19 protein-coding genes and 2 pseudogenes are annotated in these 18,560 nt (G+C 35.2%); 9 read left to right on the forward strand and 12 right to left on the reverse strand.

Translation table 11 applies throughout. The features are described from left to right. The 4 genes from FJ213_06415 to FJ213_06430 form a co-directional block, all read right to left on the reverse strand. A partial coding sequence (locus tag FJ213_06415; protein MBM4175793.1) for a peroxiredoxin occupies window positions 1–283 on the reverse strand: 283 nt, incomplete at its 3' end. 8 nt (window positions 284–291) lie between these two features. Then, window positions 292–786, reverse strand: a complete 495-nt coding sequence (locus FJ213_06420; protein ID MBM4175794.1) for a DUF4149 domain-containing protein — start codon at window positions 784–786, stop codon at window positions 292–294. A gap of 58 nt (window positions 787–844) precedes the next feature. Beyond that, entirely contained in the window at window positions 845–1,327 is a 483-nt protein-coding gene (locus FJ213_06425; protein ID MBM4175795.1) for a redoxin domain-containing protein, read from the reverse strand. 10 nt (window positions 1,328–1,337) lie between these two features. Further along, on the reverse strand, window positions 1,338–1,538 hold the full coding sequence (locus tag FJ213_06430) for a dodecin domain-containing protein (protein MBM4175796.1): 201 nt from the start codon (window positions 1,536–1,538) through the stop codon (window positions 1,338–1,340). Window positions 1,539–1,756: 218 nt separating this feature from the next. On the opposite strand from FJ213_06430, the gene FJ213_06435 reads away from it, so the two are divergent. The 6 genes from FJ213_06435 (at window position 1,757) to FJ213_06460 (ending at window position 7,025) form a co-directional block, all read left to right on the forward strand. Continuing rightward, window positions 1,757–2,227 (forward strand): transcriptional repressor, encoded by a 471-nt coding sequence (locus FJ213_06435; GenBank protein MBM4175797.1) that lies wholly within the window; start codon window positions 1,757–1,759, stop codon window positions 2,225–2,227. Continuing rightward, entirely contained in the window at window positions 2,228–2,455 is a 228-nt protein-coding gene (locus tag FJ213_06440) for a ferrous iron transport protein A (GenBank protein ID MBM4175798.1), read from the forward strand. Then, window positions 2,445–4,472, forward strand: a complete 2,028-nt coding sequence (locus FJ213_06445) for a ferrous iron transporter B (protein ID MBM4175799.1) — start codon at window positions 2,445–2,447, stop codon at window positions 4,470–4,472. The genes FJ213_06440 and FJ213_06445 overlap by 11 nt, the downstream gene beginning before the upstream one ends. 23 nt (window positions 4,473–4,495) lie before the next feature. Next, window positions 4,496–5,599 carry an iron-sulfur cluster carrier protein ApbC gene (apbC, locus tag FJ213_06450; protein ID MBM4175800.1) on the forward strand — a complete coding sequence of 368 codons (1,104 nt, stop codon included), beginning with the start codon at window positions 4,496–4,498 and terminating at the stop codon, window positions 5,597–5,599. 103 nt (window positions 5,600–5,702) lie between these two features. Further along, the gene (locus FJ213_06455; GenBank protein ID MBM4175801.1) at window positions 5,703–5,939 is read left to right on the forward strand and encodes a NifU family protein; all 237 of its coding nucleotides are present in this window, start codon (window positions 5,703–5,705) and stop codon (window positions 5,937–5,939) included. 24 nt (window positions 5,940–5,963) lie between these two features. Further along, complete coding sequence (locus FJ213_06460; GenBank protein MBM4175802.1) at window positions 5,964–7,025, forward strand: AI-2E family transporter; 1,062 nt, start codon at window positions 5,964–5,966, stop codon at window positions 7,023–7,025. Between the two features lie 72 nt (window positions 7,026–7,097). Here the strand turns inward: FJ213_06460 and FJ213_06465 are convergent, their stop codons facing one another. Then, window positions 7,098–8,816 (reverse strand): thiol:disulfide interchange protein, encoded by a 1,719-nt coding sequence (locus FJ213_06465; GenBank protein MBM4175803.1) that lies wholly within the window; start codon window positions 8,814–8,816, stop codon window positions 7,098–7,100. A gap of 5 nt (window positions 8,817–8,821) precedes the next feature. Next, on the reverse strand, window positions 8,822–10,456 hold the full coding sequence (locus tag FJ213_06470; GenBank protein ID MBM4175804.1) for an NAD+ synthase: 1,635 nt from the start codon (window positions 10,454–10,456) through the stop codon (window positions 8,822–8,824). A 54-nt stretch (window positions 10,457–10,510) separates the two neighbouring features. Here FJ213_06470 and FJ213_06475 point away from each other — a divergent pair, with 54 nt between their 5' ends. The 3 genes and pseudogenes from FJ213_06475 to FJ213_06485 all read left to right on the forward strand — a co-directional run bounded on the left by FJ213_06475 (window position 10,511) and on the right by FJ213_06485 (window position 14,366). Beyond that, the gene (locus FJ213_06475) at window positions 10,511–13,198 is read left to right on the forward strand and encodes a M6 family metalloprotease domain-containing protein (protein MBM4175805.1); all 2,688 of its coding nucleotides are present in this window, start codon (window positions 10,511–10,513) and stop codon (window positions 13,196–13,198) included. A 170-nt stretch (window positions 13,199–13,368) separates the two neighbouring features. Continuing rightward, window positions 13,369–13,832, forward strand: a pseudogene (locus FJ213_06480) (VOC family protein). Window positions 13,833–13,949: 117 nt separating this feature from the next. Further along, window positions 13,950–14,366: pseudogene (locus tag FJ213_06485) on the forward strand (glyoxalase/bleomycin resistance/extradiol dioxygenase family protein). Window positions 14,367–14,455: 89 nt separating this feature from the next. Here FJ213_06485 and FJ213_06490 read toward each other — a convergent pair. The 6 genes from FJ213_06490 to FJ213_06515 form a co-directional block, all read right to left on the reverse strand. After that, window positions 14,456–15,241: an enoyl-CoA hydratase gene (locus FJ213_06490; protein MBM4175806.1), complete on the reverse strand. Its 786-nt coding sequence runs from the start codon at window positions 15,239–15,241 to the stop codon at window positions 14,456–14,458. A gap of 29 nt (window positions 15,242–15,270) precedes the next feature. Continuing rightward, window positions 15,271–15,840 (reverse strand): hypothetical protein, encoded by a 570-nt coding sequence (locus tag FJ213_06495; GenBank protein MBM4175807.1) that lies wholly within the window; start codon window positions 15,838–15,840, stop codon window positions 15,271–15,273. Next, entirely contained in the window at window positions 15,837–16,664 is an 828-nt protein-coding gene (locus tag FJ213_06500; GenBank protein ID MBM4175808.1) for a hypothetical protein, read from the reverse strand. Before FJ213_06500 ends, FJ213_06495 begins: the two co-directional genes overlap by 4 nt. Before the next feature lie 165 nt (window positions 16,665–16,829). Then, a complete protein-coding gene (locus FJ213_06505; GenBank protein ID MBM4175809.1) occupies window positions 16,830–17,297 on the reverse strand; it encodes a DUF2231 domain-containing protein in 468 nt (155 codons plus the stop codon). Further along, a complete protein-coding gene (locus FJ213_06510) occupies window positions 17,298–17,750 on the reverse strand; it encodes an SRPBCC family protein (GenBank protein ID MBM4175810.1) in 453 nt (150 codons plus the stop codon). It abuts the gene before it with no gap. Window positions 17,751–17,789: 39 nt separating this feature from the next. Then, the gene (locus FJ213_06515; protein MBM4175811.1) at window positions 17,790–18,548 is read right to left on the reverse strand and encodes an SDR family oxidoreductase; all 759 of its coding nucleotides are present in this window, start codon (window positions 18,546–18,548) and stop codon (window positions 17,790–17,792) included. Between the last annotated feature and the right edge of the window lie 12 nt (window positions 18,549–18,560).

The raw sequence follows: 18,560 nt of genomic DNA on the forward strand, positions 1-18,560 counted from the left end.
TCTTTTCATCGCTCAATATTGTAAAGGGAAGATCATATTTCTCCTCAAATTTCTTATGAGACTGAACCGAATCAGCGCTGACACCTATTACAACTGCATTTTTTTTCTCGTATTTTTTAATGTTGTCGCGAAAGTCGCATGCCTGTTTCGTACAACCGGAAGTCATATCTTTTGGATAAAAATAAAGTATAACTTTCTTTCCAAGAAAATTTTTCAATGATATTTTTTCTCCGTTCTGGTTCACCAAATAAAAGTTCGGCGCTTTGCTTCCAGCTTTTAACATTCAATCTCCTAAAATTGATTTAAAAAAATTAATATTAATCCAAGTACGATATTAATTATAAAAATTGAGTATGAAATTCCATGAAAAACAGAAAATCTTCTTTTAAACGGATTCTTTTCTTCTTGAATTTTCACTAATGTTATTTTTTTCTTGGCGTTTTTCATTAGCGGACGAATCACCAACCTCGAAACAGCCGCGAGCAAAGTCATTATTGAGAATAGAATTAAATGGATTTGAAATTGTGATTTTAAAATTGGATTTCGAGCAGAATTGACTAATTCTATTAAAATTGCTAACAAAAAAATAAAAATCGAAATAATAATAAAATAGTCAAACCGTTCTAAAATTTGCCCGACAAAATTACCTGCGTCTTCTTTCTTAGAAAATGCTTTGAAGCTGTATGGAGTGATAATCACAGAAATCAAAATCGACCCGCCAACCCAAATCACAAGTGATAAGATCTGGAGAAAAAAAGAAACCCGATTAAGAAACTCAAATTCCATTTTAATGAAGTATCAAATTATTTTGGATTGAAACTGCATTGATTAACTAGTGCAAGTTTTATTTTAGAGATTCAAGAACTGATTTAATCGATTCATAATTTGGTTCTTTACCTGGATCATCCAACACTTCCGTGTATTGCACAATTCCATTCTTATCAATCACAAATGCAGAGCGTTTTGCAACTCCTTTAAGTCCCCATTTTGCTGGCACCCAATTTTCTTCCAATACTCCGTAAAGCTCTGATACTTCTTTATTGAAGTCACTCAATAAATCGAAACCAAAATTAAACTTATCATTCCAAAGTTTTAGTGCAAATGGGCTGTCGACACTAATCGCAAATACTTTCGCATTTAGATTTGCATACATATCCATATTGTCCCTAGTTGAGCAAAGTTCTTTCTCACATACTCCAGTGTTAACGAATGGAAAAAAAAGCAGAATTACGTTTTGCTTTGAAATATATTCGTTCAAATTTACATTTTCAAATTTGTGATTTTTCAGATTGAAATTTTTATAGGTATCACCTTTTTTTATAGCCATAGATTTTCCTTTAATTTAATTTTCTTCCGATATTTACTGTAGCTTGAAACTCTAAGTTCCCATCAGGTAAAACTCGTCCACGGTGCTCTTCTACTTTAAACCAATTTACTGTTCCTTCTTTTGCTGCCTCTTTTACGGCTTGTTCAACCGCATCGGAAAAACTTTTTGTAGAAATACCAACGCGGACAATTATTTCAAATGAATTTGCCATGATTAACCTTATTGTTTTTTTATTTTATTTCAAATTAAAGATTTTGTTTTTTTCAATCAATTACAGTTAGTGCTTTTTAAAAGCTAAATCTTTATTACTAACAAAGACAGTTAATTTTTAATTCCATGCATAATTCGTCAAAAGTTATTTTAAAAAATCCACTTGCTTTCTTAATAAAAATCTTCTAATTTAGACTTAGTCTAAATAGTAATTGATTAATGATTGCGAACATTACACATGCGGTGGAGATATTCACGAACTTTCTTCGGAAAGGTCCATATCGTGTTACACCCGAACGTTTCGAAGTACTTGAGAATGCTTATGCAAGGAATGAACACTTCAGCGCCGATGAATTATATCTAAGCATGAAAAATGATGGTTCGAATATTTCACGGGCAACAGTTTATAACACTTTAGAATTACTTGTCACTTGTGGATTGCTTTCGAAACAAAATTTTCTGGGTAAAGAAGCTCGATTCGAAAAAATTATCGGTGTACTTGATCACAATCATATTATTTGTGTGAATTGCGGCAGAATCACTGAGTTCAAGTCTTCCGCTATTCAAAAAGTTCAGGAATCTATTTGTGATGAATACAACTTCGTTGCAGTCAATCACAGTTTCAATATTTATGGTTACTGCAAGGACTTAAAAAAATGTAAATCTGGAACATCAATCGAGAAAAATTAAATGTCATTCACTTTAGATAAAGCTGCACCAGGCCAGAATCTCGTAATTAGTTTTTTACCAAATGGAGTAATCAAATCCCAGTTAATAAGATTTGGGATATGTGAAGGCGAACGAGTTCGCTGCATGGATAGAATTTTTGGCGGTACAGTTATTTTGCAAAAGAATAGATTAGAAATTGCTTTAGGATATGATTTGGCTAAATCGATAACGGTAACAAATGAGAATTGAAAACTCCAGCAACGATCAGAACGAAGAAGATAACCTTTCCCAGCAAAATCTAGATTCAGAAAATTTTCCTAAAACGATTGTCATTACCGGCAATCCAAACGTCGGCAAATCTTTAATTTTTAATCATCTTAGTGGTTTATATGCCGAAGTTTCAAACTTTCCTGGAACAACTGTTTCATTACTTACTGGCAAATACAAAAACGCTCAGATCATTGATACACCCGGAATTTACGGTGTTTCCTCTTTTAATGATGAGGAGAGAGTCGCTCGTGATGTAATTCTAAATGCTGATGTGATCGTAAACGTAGTAAACGCTGTAAATCTTGAGCGCGATCTTTTCTTGACTCTTCAATTAATCGAAATGGGTAAAAAAGTCTCCGTCATGTTGAATATGATCGATGAAGTCAAAAAAAAGAACATACTCATTGACTCAAAAAAATTATCTGAACTTCTTGGTGTAGAAGTTTTTGAAACAAGTGCAATCAGGAAAATCGGTTTCGAAAATCTTGATAATGCAATTCGTTCGGCTCGCCAGGGTAAAAGTGATAAAACTCTTAATTCCAAACTCGAGGAATTAAAAAACATTTGTAATTCACAAGCAAGTTCACTTTTGCTATTAGAGGGTGATAAATATTTTTCAGATAAATTCAATTACAAAGGTCCAGATTACCGAGAAGAGATCTACATAAACAGAAGAAATAAAGTCAAAGAAATTCTAGACTCAGTCGAAACGGAAGGAACAAAACAAGGAATTTTCTTCTCCAAGCTTGGTAGATTATGCCTCAATCCAATAACCGGAATTCCAATACTATTCTTTGTATTAACTATAATGTATTTTTTTGTTGGGGATTTTGTAGCACAACGTGTGGTTGGTTTCACAGAAAATACAATCGGGAAAAATTACTTCGAATTTTATACAAAATCATTTGTAGCAAAATTTACCGATACTTTGATAGATGTAAAAATCTTAGGAGAAGACGAATCCATATTAAATCAGAGAGTATTCAATTTCCCCGAAGGCACTAATTCGAGTCCCAATCTTTGGAAAGATTTAAGAAATTCTATTCATGAAAAAGAAAACCAGGTAGATTTTCATTTCACACATCCATTCCCTACTTTTCTGTTTGGTGAGTTCGGTGTTATAACGATGACAATTAGTTATCTATTATTTTTATTGCTTCCGCTTGTTCTTGCATTTTATTTATCGCTTGCATTTTTGGAAGACAGCGGTTATTTGCCTCGCTTAGCAGCACTTGTTGATAAAACCTTCACAAAGGTTGGATTAAATGGAAGGGCTATCATTCCAATAATTCTCGGTTTCGGATGCGTAACCATGGCAACAATTACAACTCGAATGCTAAGTACTGAACGAGAGAAAAGCATAGTGACTGCACTATTACAATTTGTAATTCCATGCTCGGCACAATTGGCAGTTATTGCAGTCCTTCTAAGCACTGCTGGATTTAAAGCATTGGTTATTTATTCAACCGTCATTTTATCGGTGATGATCGCTTCAAGCGCAATTCTTAATAAATTAGTACCAGGCGAAAGTCCACCCCTTTTGCTCGATCTCCCGCCAATGCGATGGCCAAGGATCAGTAATGTTTCCAAAAAAACTTTTTACAGAACATTTGGTTTTATGAAAGAAGCTGCACCATGGTTCTTTGTTGGTGCTGCAGGCATCGGAATTTTACAGCTTACAAATTTACTTCAGTTTTGGCACTCAGCATTGAGTCCGCTTACAGTCAATTTTCTACAACTTCCGAAAGAAGCATCAACAGCATTTGTCATGGGAATGATCAGGAGAGATTTCGGCGCAGCAGGTCTATTCGATATGAATTTATCTATTGATCAAATTGTTGTTGCATTAATTACAATTACTTTGTTTGTTCCTTGTATCGCTTCTTTCGTTATCATGCTTAAGGAAAGAGGGATCAAACAAGGTATGATAATATGGAGCTTTGCATGGATCTTCGCGTTTTTGATTGGCGGAATTGTAAGTCAGATTTTAATTTAATGAACTAAAAACTTAGGAGAAAGATGACTAAGATTACTGATAAATTAATTTTAAGTGCATTAGAACAAGTTAATGATCCTGATCTTAATAAAGATTTAGTCAGTCTTAAAATGATCAAAGACATTCAAATTTCAGGTGACAATATAAAAGTAAAAGTTGAATTAACTACACCTGCATGTCCATTAAAAGATAAAATAAAGCAAGATTGCATTGATGCAATTCGAAAGGAAGTACCTCAAGTTAAAAATATCGAAATTGAAATGGGAGCCTCCGTCCGCAGTCATGTTAATGAAATTAAAGCCCAGCTTCTTCCGGGAGTAAAAAATACTATCGCAGTTGCAAGTGGTAAAGGAGGAGTTGGTAAATCTACAGTTGCAGTTAATCTTGCAGTTGCCTTAGCAAAAGATGGTGCGAAAGTTGGCTTAATTGATGCAGATGTTTACGGTCCAAGTATTCCTTTGATGCTTGGCGTAAACGGTAAACCTAAAATGATCGGCAGAGAAGATAATTACAAAATTATTCCGCTTGAAAATTATGGTGTAAAGTTAATGTCTATCGGTTTTCTGGTAGACGATAATACCCCTGTCATTTGGCGAGGTCCGATGGCGAGCGGAGCGGTAAAACAGTTCATGTCTGATGTTGAGTGGAGCGACCTCGATTATCTCATATTTGACCTGCCCCCCGGTACAGGTGATATTCAACTAACACTCGTTCAACTCATTCCTTTAACAGGAGCTGTTATTGTAACAACCCCGCAAGATGTCGCTTTAATTGATGCACGCAAAGGATTGAAAATGTTTGATCGGGTCAACGTAACAATTCTCGGTATTATCGAAAACATGAGCTACTTTCTTGCTCCGGACACCGGCAAGCGTTATGAGATCTTTGGATACGGCGGAGGGCAAAAAGCTGCTCAAGAATTAAATGTCCCTTTCTTGGGAGAGATCCCAATCAATCCACAAATTCGAGTCGGGGGAGATGCAGGAAAACCTATTGTCATTCAAAATCCAGAATGCGAAGAAGCTAAGAAAATTCAAGAAATAGCAAGGAGCATGGCGGCACAAGTGAGCATTAGAAATGTTTCATCTCCAATCATTCCCAAGATAGAGATACTGACAAATAATTAAAACTTAACATTTGATTTGATTGGAACTTTTCGATTTCCAAATATCTTTTTGATAATTTCATTAAGTTTGTAAAGAAATTTTATTATACAATTCAGGATTAAAGATGGAAGACCTCCGTAAAAGAATAGAAAAAGCAATCGATTCCGTAAGACCATATCTTCATGCCGATGGCGGTGATGTTGAGGTTGTAAATGTTACTGAAGATGGAATCGTTGAAGTAAAACTCGTTGGTGCCTGCGGTACCTGCCCTATGTCACAGATGACACTTCGTGCCGGCGTTGAGCGTGCATTGATGAGAGAAGTTCCGGAAGTAAAACGCGTCGAAGCGATAACTGGATAAAATCCATTTTGCAACTGGCAGGATATAGCTTTGACTCAAGATAATTTGACAAAAAAAATTATCAAGTATCTTCTGATATTATTATCCATTATCGGAGTAGTATATTTTTCCATTCAGATTTTTAATTTGATAGTGATTCTTGCAGTTGCGATACTCATTTCATTCATACTGAAACCGTTAGTTAAATATGTCGAGTTTTTTAAGATCCAAAAAACTTATTCTGTGATGGTTGTTCTAGGAAGTGCATTATTTCTGATTGGGTTTTTAGTCTATTACTTCATCCCGATATTTTCTAATCAATTTGAAAATTTACTTGTATCACTTCGCGACTTAAAAATTCAGGAACTCCTTAATAAATTAGACAAGTCTATAACAGAAATTTTCCCACTTGTAAAGCCGGGAGAATTATCAGATAGATTATCCAGACTTATTCAAACGTCGGTTGAAAGTTTCTTTACGGACATTTCCGGATTCGTTGGGGAGGTTCTATTATTTGCTGCGTTTTTGGTCATTGTACCATTCATCACATTTTTCATTTTGAAAGATGGAAGAGAATTGAAACTTGGATTCATTAATTTGCTGCCGAATCGATACTATGAAATGGCATACAGAGTCATAAATAAAGTCGATAAGGAAATTGGCAGATTTGTTCGCGGCTGGATACTCGATGCGTGTTTTGTTGGAGTGGCTTCAACCATAGGGCTTTATTTCTTAGGCATAGACAATTTTGCTATGATTGGTCTAATCGCAGGAATCGGTCATTTGATACCTTACTTCGGTCCAATAATTGGTGGTATACCGGCATTGCTTGTTTCATTCTACCAGTTTGGCGATTTCTCGATGTTCATTCCGATTTTATTACTATTCACTTTGATTTATACAATTGATAATGGCTTAGTTCAACCATATGTCTTTGCAAAAAGTGTGAACATGCATCCCGTAGTGATAATATTCTTAATTTTGACTGGTGGACAATTGATTGGAATTGCTGGAATGTTACTAGCCGTCCCCGTTGCAAATGTTGTTAGAGTTGCTGCTACAGAAATTTATAACGGATATAAAGAATACAAAATCGTTAGAACTTAAAGCTCAAAATTTTATCTCACCAAAAAGAAAACGAAACTAAACATAAATCACTTAACCCGGTACAATCGAAATTTATTTTACACTTTTCATCAATTTCAAAAATTCAGCAGGTCTTACAAACTGAGTTATACGTTCAATTTCTTTCCCATCATCATTAAAAAAGATCACAGTCGGTACCCCAACAATTTCAAAACGTTTCATCATTTTTTGAATTTGTTCATCACCGGTGTTTGTTAGATCAACCTTCAAAGTGCGAAAGCGTTTTGATTCATCTATTACACTCTGATCAGTGAATGTAATCGCATCAAGTTCTTTGCATGGAATACACCAATCAGCATAGAAGTCAACAATTGTGGGCTGTCCGCCAAACTTGATTTCAGATACTTCTTCCCACACAACTGAATTTGCAGAAGATGGAATCAAAAACCAGGCGCCAACAAAAACTACAATCGTCAAAAAAACTTTTTTAAATATATTAAACGTACGAATCCCTTCTCCCATTCTATCAAAAAATAAAAGATAAAGTGACGCAAGGGTCATAAACACAGGTAATATATAACCAGAAATATTTTTAGGAAGTAATGGAAGAATAAAATAGAGTGCCATACCTACAAGAATAAATCCGAATATTTTCTTTACAGCAACCATCCACTCACCTGAGCGAGGCAGATTTTTAATTTTTCCAGAGAATACACCAAGAAATAAATAAGGCATGCCGAGTCCTAGAGCAAGAACAAAAAACATAAAGAATCCCAGCACTACATCTGCTTTTGCTCCGACAAATGTTAGGAGTCCAATTACAAACGGACCAATACATGGCGCAGCAACAATACCCATAGTTAATCCCATGAATAACGCACCAAAAGTTCCTCCCTTCGCCCCTCCAAATTTTGCCACCCAAGAACTTGGAAGCTGAAACTCATACAAACCGAACATACTTAAGGACAAGCCAATCAAAACAAGTGCAATAAAAATTAATACAAATGGATTCTGAAGTGCGGCTCCGAACAAACTTCCGCTCAAAGCTGTAACCACTCCAATCGCAGAATATGTGATAGCCATTCCTAAAACATAAAGCCCGGAAAGCAAAAATAACTTTCCAGTTTTTTGTTCACTTTGCCCTCCAAAAAATCCAATTGTTATCGGAATTAAAGGATAAACGCAGGGTGTTAAATTAAGTGCAAGTCCTCCAAGAAAAATTAAAATGAACGAAAGAAGTAAATTTTCTTCGTTGATCAGCGAGTCTTCAGTATTTTTTTTTTCGTCTACTTCTGATTTCAATTCAGTACCTTGAAACAATTCGGAATTCACTTGTATAATAGGAGTACTAACACTCACAAGCTCAAATTTGAACGGTATCTTTATCCTTTTTGGAGGGAGGCAGGTCTGGTCATTGCACGCTTGATATTCAAAGATCACTTCAAATTCATAATTTCCAATTACCAAATCATTAGGAATTTGAATTATACCAATGATATTATTCTCCCCTTCAAACACTGAAACAGGTTCATCTGAAAAACCAAGTTCAATATCATGCGGTTTGGGATAGGTTACATTTGAAAAAGTTAAACCGATTTCTGATTTGATACTGATCTTAGTTGGTATTAAAAATTCGTCATTCGGTTTATGCGAATTAATATGCCATTCGGGATTTATCTTTAAATTCAGCGCAACTTTTAACTCCGAACCCGCATGAAGTTTTTCAAAATTTGATTTTCCGTCGATGGTCAAAACATCTCGACTGAATGATAAATTTGTAAGCACAAAAAGAATAAATAAAATTCGCTTTATCATTATTATCTCCATCCTTGTACAATTGGGAATCTTCTTCCCGTTCCAAATGCTTTGTTTGTTACTTTTAGTCCTGGTGCAGCCTGTTTCCGCTTATATTCAGCTCTATCAACCATTTTCAATGTTTTTCTAACTAACTCACGTTCAAATCCTGATTTAATAATTTCATCCTCCTCCTTCGATTCTTCTATGTATTGATATAAAATCTTGTCTAAAATCTCATAAGGTGGTAGAGTATCTTGATCTGTTTGATTTGGTTTTAATTCTGCAGAAGGAATTTTTTGAATTATCTCTTCGGGAATGATTTCGGATTCTTTGTTCATAAATCTAGCAAGTTTGTATACAGTAGTTTTATATAGATCTGAAATCGGAGCTAAACCGCCACACATATCACCGTATAAAGTTGCATAACCGGTGGCGAATTCTGATTTATTCCCAGTGGCAAGCAGTAAATATCCAAACTTATTAGAAAGTGCCATCAAAAGATTTCCTCTAATTCTTGATTGCAGATTCTCCTCAGCGATATCTTCATTTGTTCCAGCAAACTCATTTTTTAAACTTGTTTTATATTCATTGAATAACATGTTGATTGGAATAGATGTTCCATTAACACCCAGATTATTTATCAACTTCTGAGAATCTTTAACACTTCCCTCACTTGAATATTGCGATGGCATCAGGACGCAAAGTACATTTTTAGGTTTAATAGCAGACGCTGCAAGAGCTGCAACCAATGCTGAATCAATTCCTCCGCTTAATCCAAGCACTATTTTATCAAACCGAGATTTCGAGCAGTAGTCTCGAATTCCAAGAACAAGAGCGTTGAATATATCTTCGATGTCATCAGCTGGATTATAATCTAAAATGTCATATTTTTTTTCAGTATCAAAAAACACTAATTGCTCATCGAATCGATTAGATGCAATAATCAGATTTCCGTTGCTGTCATATACCTTACATCCACCGTCAAAAATTAAATCGGTATTTGCTCCAACTTGATTAACAAATATTATTGGAAGATTATTTTTTTTCGCGATTTGGGAAAACATCTCAGTTCGTATTTTTTCCTTCCCTATACTGAAAGGGCTCGCCGATATATTGATTAAAAAATCTGGTTTTTGTTTGACAATAAATTCAGCCGGATCATTCTCATACTTTCTATGCATCCAAAAATCTTTATCATTCCAAGCATCTTCACAAATTGAGATTCCAATTTTTTTTCCCCCAATCTGAGAAAGAAAAATATTTTTCGACGGTTCGAAATATCTAACCTCATCAAAAACATCGTAGTTCGGCAAAAGGGTTTTATTGTGAATTGATTTAATCTTCCCCTTCTCGCAAAATATAGCGGAATTAAAATTATTTGTTCCAATCATATCCGTGTCGCGAGTTATACCTCCGACCACAATCGAAATTTTTTCTGATAACTTCGCAACATCATTTAATACCTCAATACACTCATCAATGAATGTCTTTTTATCTAAAAGATCCAATGGAGGATAGCCGCATATTGAAAGTTCAGGGAAAATAATTAAATCTGCTCGGCGATGAATTGCTTTGTTGACATTCTCCTTAATTTTCTTGAAGTTATAATTAATCTTTCCGACTGTCGGATTAATTGAAGCTAATGCGATTATCATATTTCAAATTTAGCTAAAGATAAAAGTTATATCAAAATAAATAAGAGGGAAGTAATGAAAAGAGTTACAATCGTTTTACTTATCATTTTTTTTGTATCTGAGAGTTATCCAATTTCTCCAGGTAAAGATGGCATCAAAATCCCCAAACATGTTAATGAATTTCATTCTATGGTTCAAAAAGAATATTTGGAGGGATACTGGGCAAAACGAATTCGTGAACGTGAAGAAATTAGGAATCAAGTACACAAAGATATTTTACCTAAATCCGCTTTGGTTAGAGATACAGTAAATGCTCTGACATTATTAGGAAGATACTCAGACAGCTCACCACGTTACAGCAGAGAACAATTTCAACAGCAGCTTTTTGACGGACCAAATCCAACTGGAACTGTAACTCAGTATTATAAAGAAGTCTCTTATGATCAAATGCACTTTTCGGGATTCTGTACGAATTGGTATCAAGCTCCTGGAACGATGATGTCGTATGTAGGATCAAATAATGGACTCTCGTCTTCTGGCGGACCAAAATTCGTTTTGGATCTTATCAAAGCAGCGGATCCGACTTTCGATTTTTCGAAATACATAACATACTACGATAATAATGGAAATCCGCGAATCAGTTTCGTAGCTGCAGTTCATACAGGTGCGGGTGCTGAAGCTGGTGCAACAAATATATGGTCTCATCGATGGAACTTCCGAATGCTGACTGGCGGACAGCCCTATGAAACAAATGATGTAGATCCCAAATCCGGTAGGAGAGTATTGATCGATGGTGACTATGCTATTCAGCCGGAGTTAGCGGGAAGAGATAATTCAATCGGTGAGTTGATAGAAATCGGTGTTTTTACACATGAATTTGGACACATTTTCGGTCTGCCCGATTTATATGACACAGACAATACATCTGAAGGATTAGGGAACTGGTGCCTAATGGCTGGTGGTTCGTGGGGTGGGAATGGCGGAAGCCCGCACACACCTGTTCACATGAGCGCATGGTGCAAACAAAAAATGGGTTGGGTTTCTGCAATTGATATATCTTCGTTCCAAAAAAGTAAAATCATAAAAAATGCAGAGGAGCATGCAGAACTTTACAGAATTTGGCGTACTGGTACAATTTCAAACGAATATTTTCTTGTCGAGAATCGGCAGAAGATCGGTTTTGATAGATTCCTATACACAGGAGGAGTATTAGTTTTCCATGTAGATGATGCAATCGGTACAAATAGAGACGAAAATCACTATAAAGTCGGCTTAATGCAAGCCGATGGAAGAAGAGATTTAAATTTTAATAGGAATCGCGGTGACGATGGAGATCCGTTCCCAGGCTCGACAAAAAATACAAGGTTTGATCTGAGTACAAATCCAAACAGTAATGATTATTCAGATTCGACAACCTTAGTTTCAGTAAGAGACATTCGTCACAGTGGAAAGGATATGATAGTCGATTTTGATATTGGTTCAATGCCGTACGTTATGATCAAAGATTTTTCACTCACTGAAAATACAACAGTTAAGAATGGGCGCCTTGAGCAAAATGAAATCGGTAATGTTAATTTTACGTTGCGGAATGTTGAGAGTATAAATTCAACTAATACTAAATTTAAAGTTTGGACTGACGATCCGAACCTCGAATTTTTATTCAATGAGGTAAATACAGACGTAACAGGCAAGACGGAAAAACCCTACTCGATGCATAGTGCAATCAAAGTAAAACCGAATTTTGTGAGCCGTGCAGTTTACATTAAAGCAGAAGTTGATGGGGGGGGAAGTAAATTTTCTGACAGCTTTAAAGTTGTAATTGGAATTCCAAAAATCATGCTCATATCGAAAGGAGATAAACCAAGTCTAGCCGACTATTATCAATCATCGCTTTCAAATGCATCTAAGACATTTGAATTTATTGATAGTGAACCGGGGACCTTCTATTACGGCCGCGATATTATCTTGTATCTTACAGGAAAAAATAAGGAAAATCTTTTCTCAAATGCCGAGCTTGATTCATTAGATTTATTTCTAAATCGCGGAGGAAAACTATTTTTGAGCGGACAAAATATTGCGGAATTCTTGAATGCGAATGCTCCATCATTTCTTCAAAATACATTGGGAATAAATTATTTAAAAAACGCGAGTCTGTTCGCAAATAAAGTTTACGGCATTACTTCAGATTTGTTTGGAAAGAACATCTCGACATTACGAATTAACGGAACAGAGGGAGCAGCCAACGAAACTTCGATGGATATTATTGAGAGCCGTGGAAGTTTTAATAAATCCGTCGCATTTAAAACAGATGGTCAAGATGTAACCGGAGGATGGAATACATTCCCTAACGGCGGAAAATTATTTTTCCTTGGATTTGGATTTGAAAGTATCAATAACGATGAATCTACGATAAAACGTGATAGATTAATGCAAAACATTCTAAGCTGGTTCGATCCAACAACAGGAATCGAAAATTTTGATGAACTTGATAATCTAAGTTTTCAATTAAAACAAAATTATCCGAATCCATTTAATCCAGCAACAAATATCAACTACCAAATTTCAAGTCCTAGTTTTGTAACATTGAAAATATTTGATGTTATTGGAAAAGAAGTCGCAACATTAGTTAATGAAACAAAGAAGCCTGGCAGTTATAATCATCAATTTTCAATTTTCGATTATCAATTACCGAGTGGAATCTATTTCTACCAGCTCAGAGCAGGTAATTTCGTTGAAACGAAAAAAATGGTTTTAGTGAAATAAATTTTTAACTGATTTCGTAATAGTGGATAAGTGAGTTTCAATCACTTTACTATCAAGAACTCATTTATTTTTTTTAAGCCCTTAGGTTAAAGGAAAACTATTCGGGAATGGATCATTGGACGGTATAAAATTGGATAAAAAATAAAAAACAATTTCATGGAAAAATACATATGCCAGCTATAACACCATTTTTATGGTTTGATAATAATCTTGAGGAAGCATTGAATTTTTATTCAACTATTTTTAATAATTCAAAAATGGGGGAAGTAAAAAAATCAACCTCTGACGGACCATTCGGGCCGATAGTACTGCATCATTTGAAATTGAGGGACAAAAATTCATGGCAATAAATGGCGGTCCACATTTTAAGTTCTCTCCTGCTATCTCATTGTTCGTCCATTGCATAGCACAAGAAGAGGTTGATTATTACTGGGAAAAACTTTCTGAAGGAGGAGAAGAACAAATGTGCGGCTGGCTGAACGATAAATTTGGTTTGACATGGGAAGTAGTACCAAAAAAATTATTAGAATTTCTACAAGATAAAGACCACCAAAAATCAAAACGAGTAATGGATGCCATGCTTCAAATGAAAAAGCTCGATATAAATATCCTGCAGAAAGCATACGAACAATAACTTGAGGAGACGAGGGGTCAAGCTTACAGAAGATAATTTGTAATTTAGAATAGTGGAAATTCAAATGGGAATAGACTTCTTAAACTTATAGTATTTTAAAACAATAAAAGGGATCCAATGATAAAACAAATTTTCATTAATCTTCCTGTAAAACAACTAAACATGTCAAAGGAGTTTTTTTCAAAACTTGGTTTCAATTTCAATCCTCAATTCACGGATGAAAATGCAGCATGTTTGATTCTCGGCGAAAACATTTATGCGATGCTTTTAGTCGATAACTTTTTTAATTCTTTTACATAGAAAAAAATTTGCGATTCATCAAACAGCAATGAAGCAATTTTTGCATTATCAACTGATTCAAAAGAAAAGGTTGAAGAAATGCTGAACAATGTGATAAGCGCAGGAGGAATCGAGCCGACCGAACCTCAAGATCATGGTTGGATGTATGGGCGCAGCTTTCAAGACATTGATGGACATCTTTGGGAAATTTTTATGCAGATGAAAGTGCAATGCCGACAAGTTGATAATAGTTGATATCTTTCGTTCAAACCAAGAATTTAAGATAATTAAGAATCTGCTAGACAGACCATCAGAATTTCAATAATAACTACTTAAAACAATTACTATTCTCTTTTAAATTCTGGTTTTCGTTTTTCTAAAAATGCAGAAGTTCCTTCTTTGAAATCTTTCGTTCCACAGCAGTAACTAAAAAGTTCGGCTTCATATTTTTGACCTTCGGCTTGTCCCATTTCGTGAGTAGCATTTATAGTTTTCACGGCCATTCTGACAGCGAGCTGTCCTTTGGAAAGAATTTTATTCGCAAGCTCTTCAGAAATTTTCATTAATTCAGTTAGCGGTACAACTTTATTAACCAATCCAATATCACATGCAGTTTTTGCATCAATCATATCGCCAGTTAAAATCATTTCCATCGCACGACCTTTGCCAATTAACCGAGCAAGCCGTTGAGTTCCGCCGTAACCAGGAATAATTCCAAGGTTTACTTCAGGCTGCCCGAACTTTGCATTTTCAGATGCTAATCGTATGTGACAAGCGAGTGCAATTTCGCATCCTCCTCCTAAAGCAAATCCATTGACTGCGGCAATCACTGGTTTACCCAAATTTTCAATTGCATTAAAAACTTCCTGTCCCTTCAACGAAAAATCTTTACCGGTACCTGTATTAAGAGAATTTAATTCCTTAATATCGGCACCCGCAACAAAAGCTTTCTCTCCCGAACCAGTTAGGATTACTAAATCTACATTCTCATCATCTTTAAATTTTATAAATAGTTCTTTCAACTCTGACATGACTGTAGAGTTCAGTGCATTTAATTTATCCGGGCGGTTAATAGTGACCCTCGCAATTTTAGTGTTTTCAATATTTTCAAAAAGTAATGTTGAATACATAAATCCTCCTTCGTCTGCCCTGCAGACAATTAAAGTGAAATATAAACTGGCAACCTTAATCTGAAATCAAATCCAACGTAAGGTTCGTAGGTTAAGTAGTAATATTTTGCAATGACGTCCACAAGAAAAACTGAGACTCCAGCACCAATGCTGAATCCAAATTTTTGGTCGAATGATGATGAAGTTCGTAGTTGTGAACTGTATTCGGTTTTTATTCGTTCGATGAAATTATATCTGATATCGAATGAAATGAACGGTACAAAAATCGCTTCCGATGCAAAGACAGGATAAAATAAATATTCTGCTCCAAGTGAGAGACCATATATCGATTTTTGATGATAAGCATTATCGACTACTTTATTTTGCGGGAAATAAGCATAAAGGAATTCTGTCTTTAGAAAAAATGGGAATGCACTAGTGGCATACTGGAGAGATCCCCCCAAACTGAATCCAACTTTGTACTTATCATAAGACTCACCCGACGGATATCGAACACCAATCTGAGGCGCTACGAATAATCCCCAAATTTCTTGTGAATACGAATTTCGTGGGATGAATAGCAGTAAAAAGAATGATGTAATAAATAATTTTTTTGTCATTTATTGGAGCGATTTTCTTTTCCCAAGTTAAAAAATATTACACTAAAAAAAATCATTAATAGTATAAGTACTGATTCAGTTGGCACATTATTGATCAGTAAAAGATTGAAGAAGCCTTCCCATTCATCGTAATTTCTTGCGAAAAAAGTCTTGATCATGAACTGATTCGTAGTCCCAAAAACAAGAACAACCGAATATACAAGAGTGAAAACTGAAAGTGCCGATGCCCAGAGTGAATTAGACCACATGAAGAATGAATAAGTATACAATGAAGCAGCGAATACAAGGGAGAAATTCACAGTGTGATTAATTAAATCGACTTCATAATAGTTGAACAAATAAAAAGCTGCTGCCGAAATAGAAATCAAAAATGAATCTCTGATCGCACTAATAATTTTTCCATCATGTATAATAATAAACCACAAATAAAGAAAGCTAACTAGAAAAGGGAGTGTCCAAATAAAATACATTGGAAAATCAAGCAGCGAGGAAATCCCAAATTCATAGAAGTATTTGTTCTTCGGAATTCGAACTTTGCCAAAAGTGTATGCCGTTCCAACAACAGCTGCCGAAAATACAATTGGCGTTAAGAGTGCCGATACCCAGTGCTTAAATCTACCAAATTTATTAAATGCAACAAAGAGATCGTCACTCAATCTACGGTTATAGAGTAATATTAGAATCAGATTAAGCAGTAAAAATAAATTAAATCGGAATCCAAGGAAATAAACTTGTGGAATGAAATTAAAATGCAGCGAGCAAATGATAATTAAGTTTGTGCAGATAATAAATGAAGTTGCGATAAAAATTTTATTTGCGAACACTCTGTAAAATCACTAATAATTGCTGTATAAATTACAATATTACATCAAATTTTCATAGTACATGTGTCACCTCAGGAACATAAATGATTCCATCTTGAAAGAGACTTAAAAGATTCCATCCCGACTTGTCGGGATGGAATCTTTCTGTATGTTGGGAAGTCATCTCTACTTGGTTTTTATAATTTCTGTTCCAACACCATATTTATAAACCAATTCACCGCCATGCTCACCTGTCTGATAAATAAAATATGAACCAACGAGAGAAGCTACTAGAATAATAATTTGAATCCATCCCTTGAATTTATTTTTCAATGTTGTAAATAAACGGACAAACAAAATTACTGTAAAGAGCCATTGAGTGATTGAAGCATAAGATTGATGATCGGAAATCAAGCCAAGCGGAATACGAATCCCTTCATTTTCAAACAGCAATTCAGCAGATTGAGAGGCAGCATTGCCTGTGAGAACTGCAGCGATGGAGCCAAGAACACCAAACACTAACAAATAATTTGCGGCTATAGAAAACAGTTCCTTCTTGAAAAAGAAGAATAAAATTTCGAATAAGACATACACTAGCAGTAGTGCTATTGGGAAGTGGACAACTTTTGGATGAAGTGCTGACAGAAATTCCATTTAACCTCCGAATAGTAATTCCATTTTATTGTGACGAGATTCAAACATCTTTTCGATTTGGGACTTGATAATTGGTGATAGAATTTTTCCAATTATCCCGAATCCAATCTCAAATGCGATCTCATCAGTCATAATAGTGGTTCCATCGAATAAATTCTCGAACTTGTGTTTGTGCTTCCAATATTTAAAAGGACCTTTTTTCTGGATATCGACGATTAATTTATTTTCAATTATACTTTCGATCACGATTACCCAGTTAACACCAACGAAAGGTAAAACGTTCAATTTTATTTTTATCTCAGATTCTTTTTGAAGAGGCGAATGTGAAATAGAAATAATTTTAATTAAAGGATAGCGCGGCAATATTAATCTTAAATTTTTCGGATTCAAATGAAACGCGAATATCTTTTCAACGTCAGTTTTTAGTGATAGAGATTTTGTAATGTGATGCATTGGAATTAATCCTCAATCATATACCTTTTAATAGAAAGATTATCCGCATAGTACGCTTCCGCCATTTACATTTAAAATTTCCCCTGTGATATGATTTGCGAGATCACTCGCCAGGAACAATACCGGACCTGCAATATCCTCAGGCGCAGCAATTTTCTTCAAAGGAATATTTAGTCTTACTTCTTCTTCGTAATCTTCATTACAAAATACTGGGTCACACATTTCTGTATCAACCCACCCTGGTGCAACCGAATTCACAAGGATGTTATATTGGGCTAATTCGGTCGATAGTGACTTCACATAAGAAATTAACGCCCCTTTACTAGCGGCGTAATGTGAGTGAAATGCTTCCCCCCTTTGTCCAGCAGTGGAAGTAATGATAATAATTTTTCCTCCTCCGATTTTTTTCATAAATGGGATTACTTCTCTTGTGAATAACATCGATCCGGTTAAATTGATCGCAAGAGTTCGATTCCAGTTTTCGAGTGTCATTTTTTCTGCATCCCCGTATTCCCAAATACCAGCATTGCTTACAAGTATATCAATTGAAGAAAAATCAACGAAAACTTTGTCCACGGTCGATATGATGTCGGATTCACTTTCGAGTGAACATTTGTAAGCTTTAATTTTTTTTGTTTGAGATGATAAATTTGTGATCAATTCATTTGCACGGTCATCTCGAACTCTATATGTTAAAGCAACATTCGCACCTGCACGAATAAAATATTCTACGCAGGCTTTTCCAATTCCGCGAGACCCGCCTGTGATAAGTACAGTTTTCCCTTTTAAGTTTATCATAAACTCCTTTTC

This window comes from Ignavibacteria bacterium, from assembly GCA_016873845.1.
In the GTDB taxonomy this organism is placed as follows: domain Bacteria; phylum Bacteroidota; class Ignavibacteria; order Ch128b; family Ch128b; genus JAHJVF01.

What these genes read in the sequence shown, in the direction of transcription:
- FJ213_06490 (MBM4175806.1), bottom strand. Translation starts at nt 15,241, where the DNA reads ATGTATTCAACATTACTTTTTGAAAATATTGAAAACACTAAAATTGCG.
- FJ213_06425 (MBM4175795.1), bottom strand. Translation starts at nt 1,327, where the DNA reads ATGGCTATAAAAAAAGGTGATACCTATAAAAATTTCAATCTGAAAAAT.
- FJ213_06430 (MBM4175796.1), bottom strand. Translation starts at nt 1,538, where the DNA reads ATGGCAAATTCATTTGAAATAATTGTCCGCGTTGGTATTTCTACAAAA.
- FJ213_06455 (MBM4175801.1), top strand. Translation starts at nt 5,703, where the DNA reads ATGGAAGACCTCCGTAAAAGAATAGAAAAAGCAATCGATTCCGTAAGA.
- FJ213_06505 (MBM4175809.1), bottom strand. Translation starts at nt 17,297, where the DNA reads ATGGAATTTCTGTCAGCACTTCATCCAAAAGTTGTCCACTTCCCAATA.
- FJ213_06495 (MBM4175807.1), bottom strand. Translation starts at nt 15,840, where the DNA reads ATGACAAAAAAATTATTTATTACATCATTCTTTTTACTGCTATTCATC.
- FJ213_06510 (MBM4175810.1), bottom strand. Translation starts at nt 17,750, where the DNA reads ATGCATCACATTACAAAATCTCTATCACTAAAAACTGACGTTGAAAAG.
- FJ213_06475 (MBM4175805.1), top strand. Translation starts at nt 10,511, where the DNA reads ATGAAAAGAGTTACAATCGTTTTACTTATCATTTTTTTTGTATCTGAG.
- FJ213_06420 (MBM4175794.1), bottom strand. Translation starts at nt 786, where the DNA reads ATGGAATTTGAGTTTCTTAATCGGGTTTCTTTTTTTCTCCAGATCTTA.
- FJ213_06435 (MBM4175797.1), top strand. Translation starts at nt 1,757, where the DNA reads ATGATTGCGAACATTACACATGCGGTGGAGATATTCACGAACTTTCTT.
- FJ213_06515 (MBM4175811.1), bottom strand. Translation starts at nt 18,548, where the DNA reads ATGATAAACTTAAAAGGGAAAACTGTACTTATCACAGGCGGGTCTCGC.
- FJ213_06470 (MBM4175804.1), bottom strand. Translation starts at nt 10,456, where the DNA reads ATGATAATCGCATTAGCTTCAATTAATCCGACAGTCGGAAAGATTAAT.
- apbC (MBM4175800.1), top strand. Translation starts at nt 4,496, where the DNA reads ATGACTAAGATTACTGATAAATTAATTTTAAGTGCATTAGAACAAGTT.
- FJ213_06440 (MBM4175798.1), top strand. Translation starts at nt 2,228, where the DNA reads ATGTCATTCACTTTAGATAAAGCTGCACCAGGCCAGAATCTCGTAATT.
- FJ213_06445 (MBM4175799.1), top strand. Translation starts at nt 2,445, where the DNA reads ATGAGAATTGAAAACTCCAGCAACGATCAGAACGAAGAAGATAACCTT.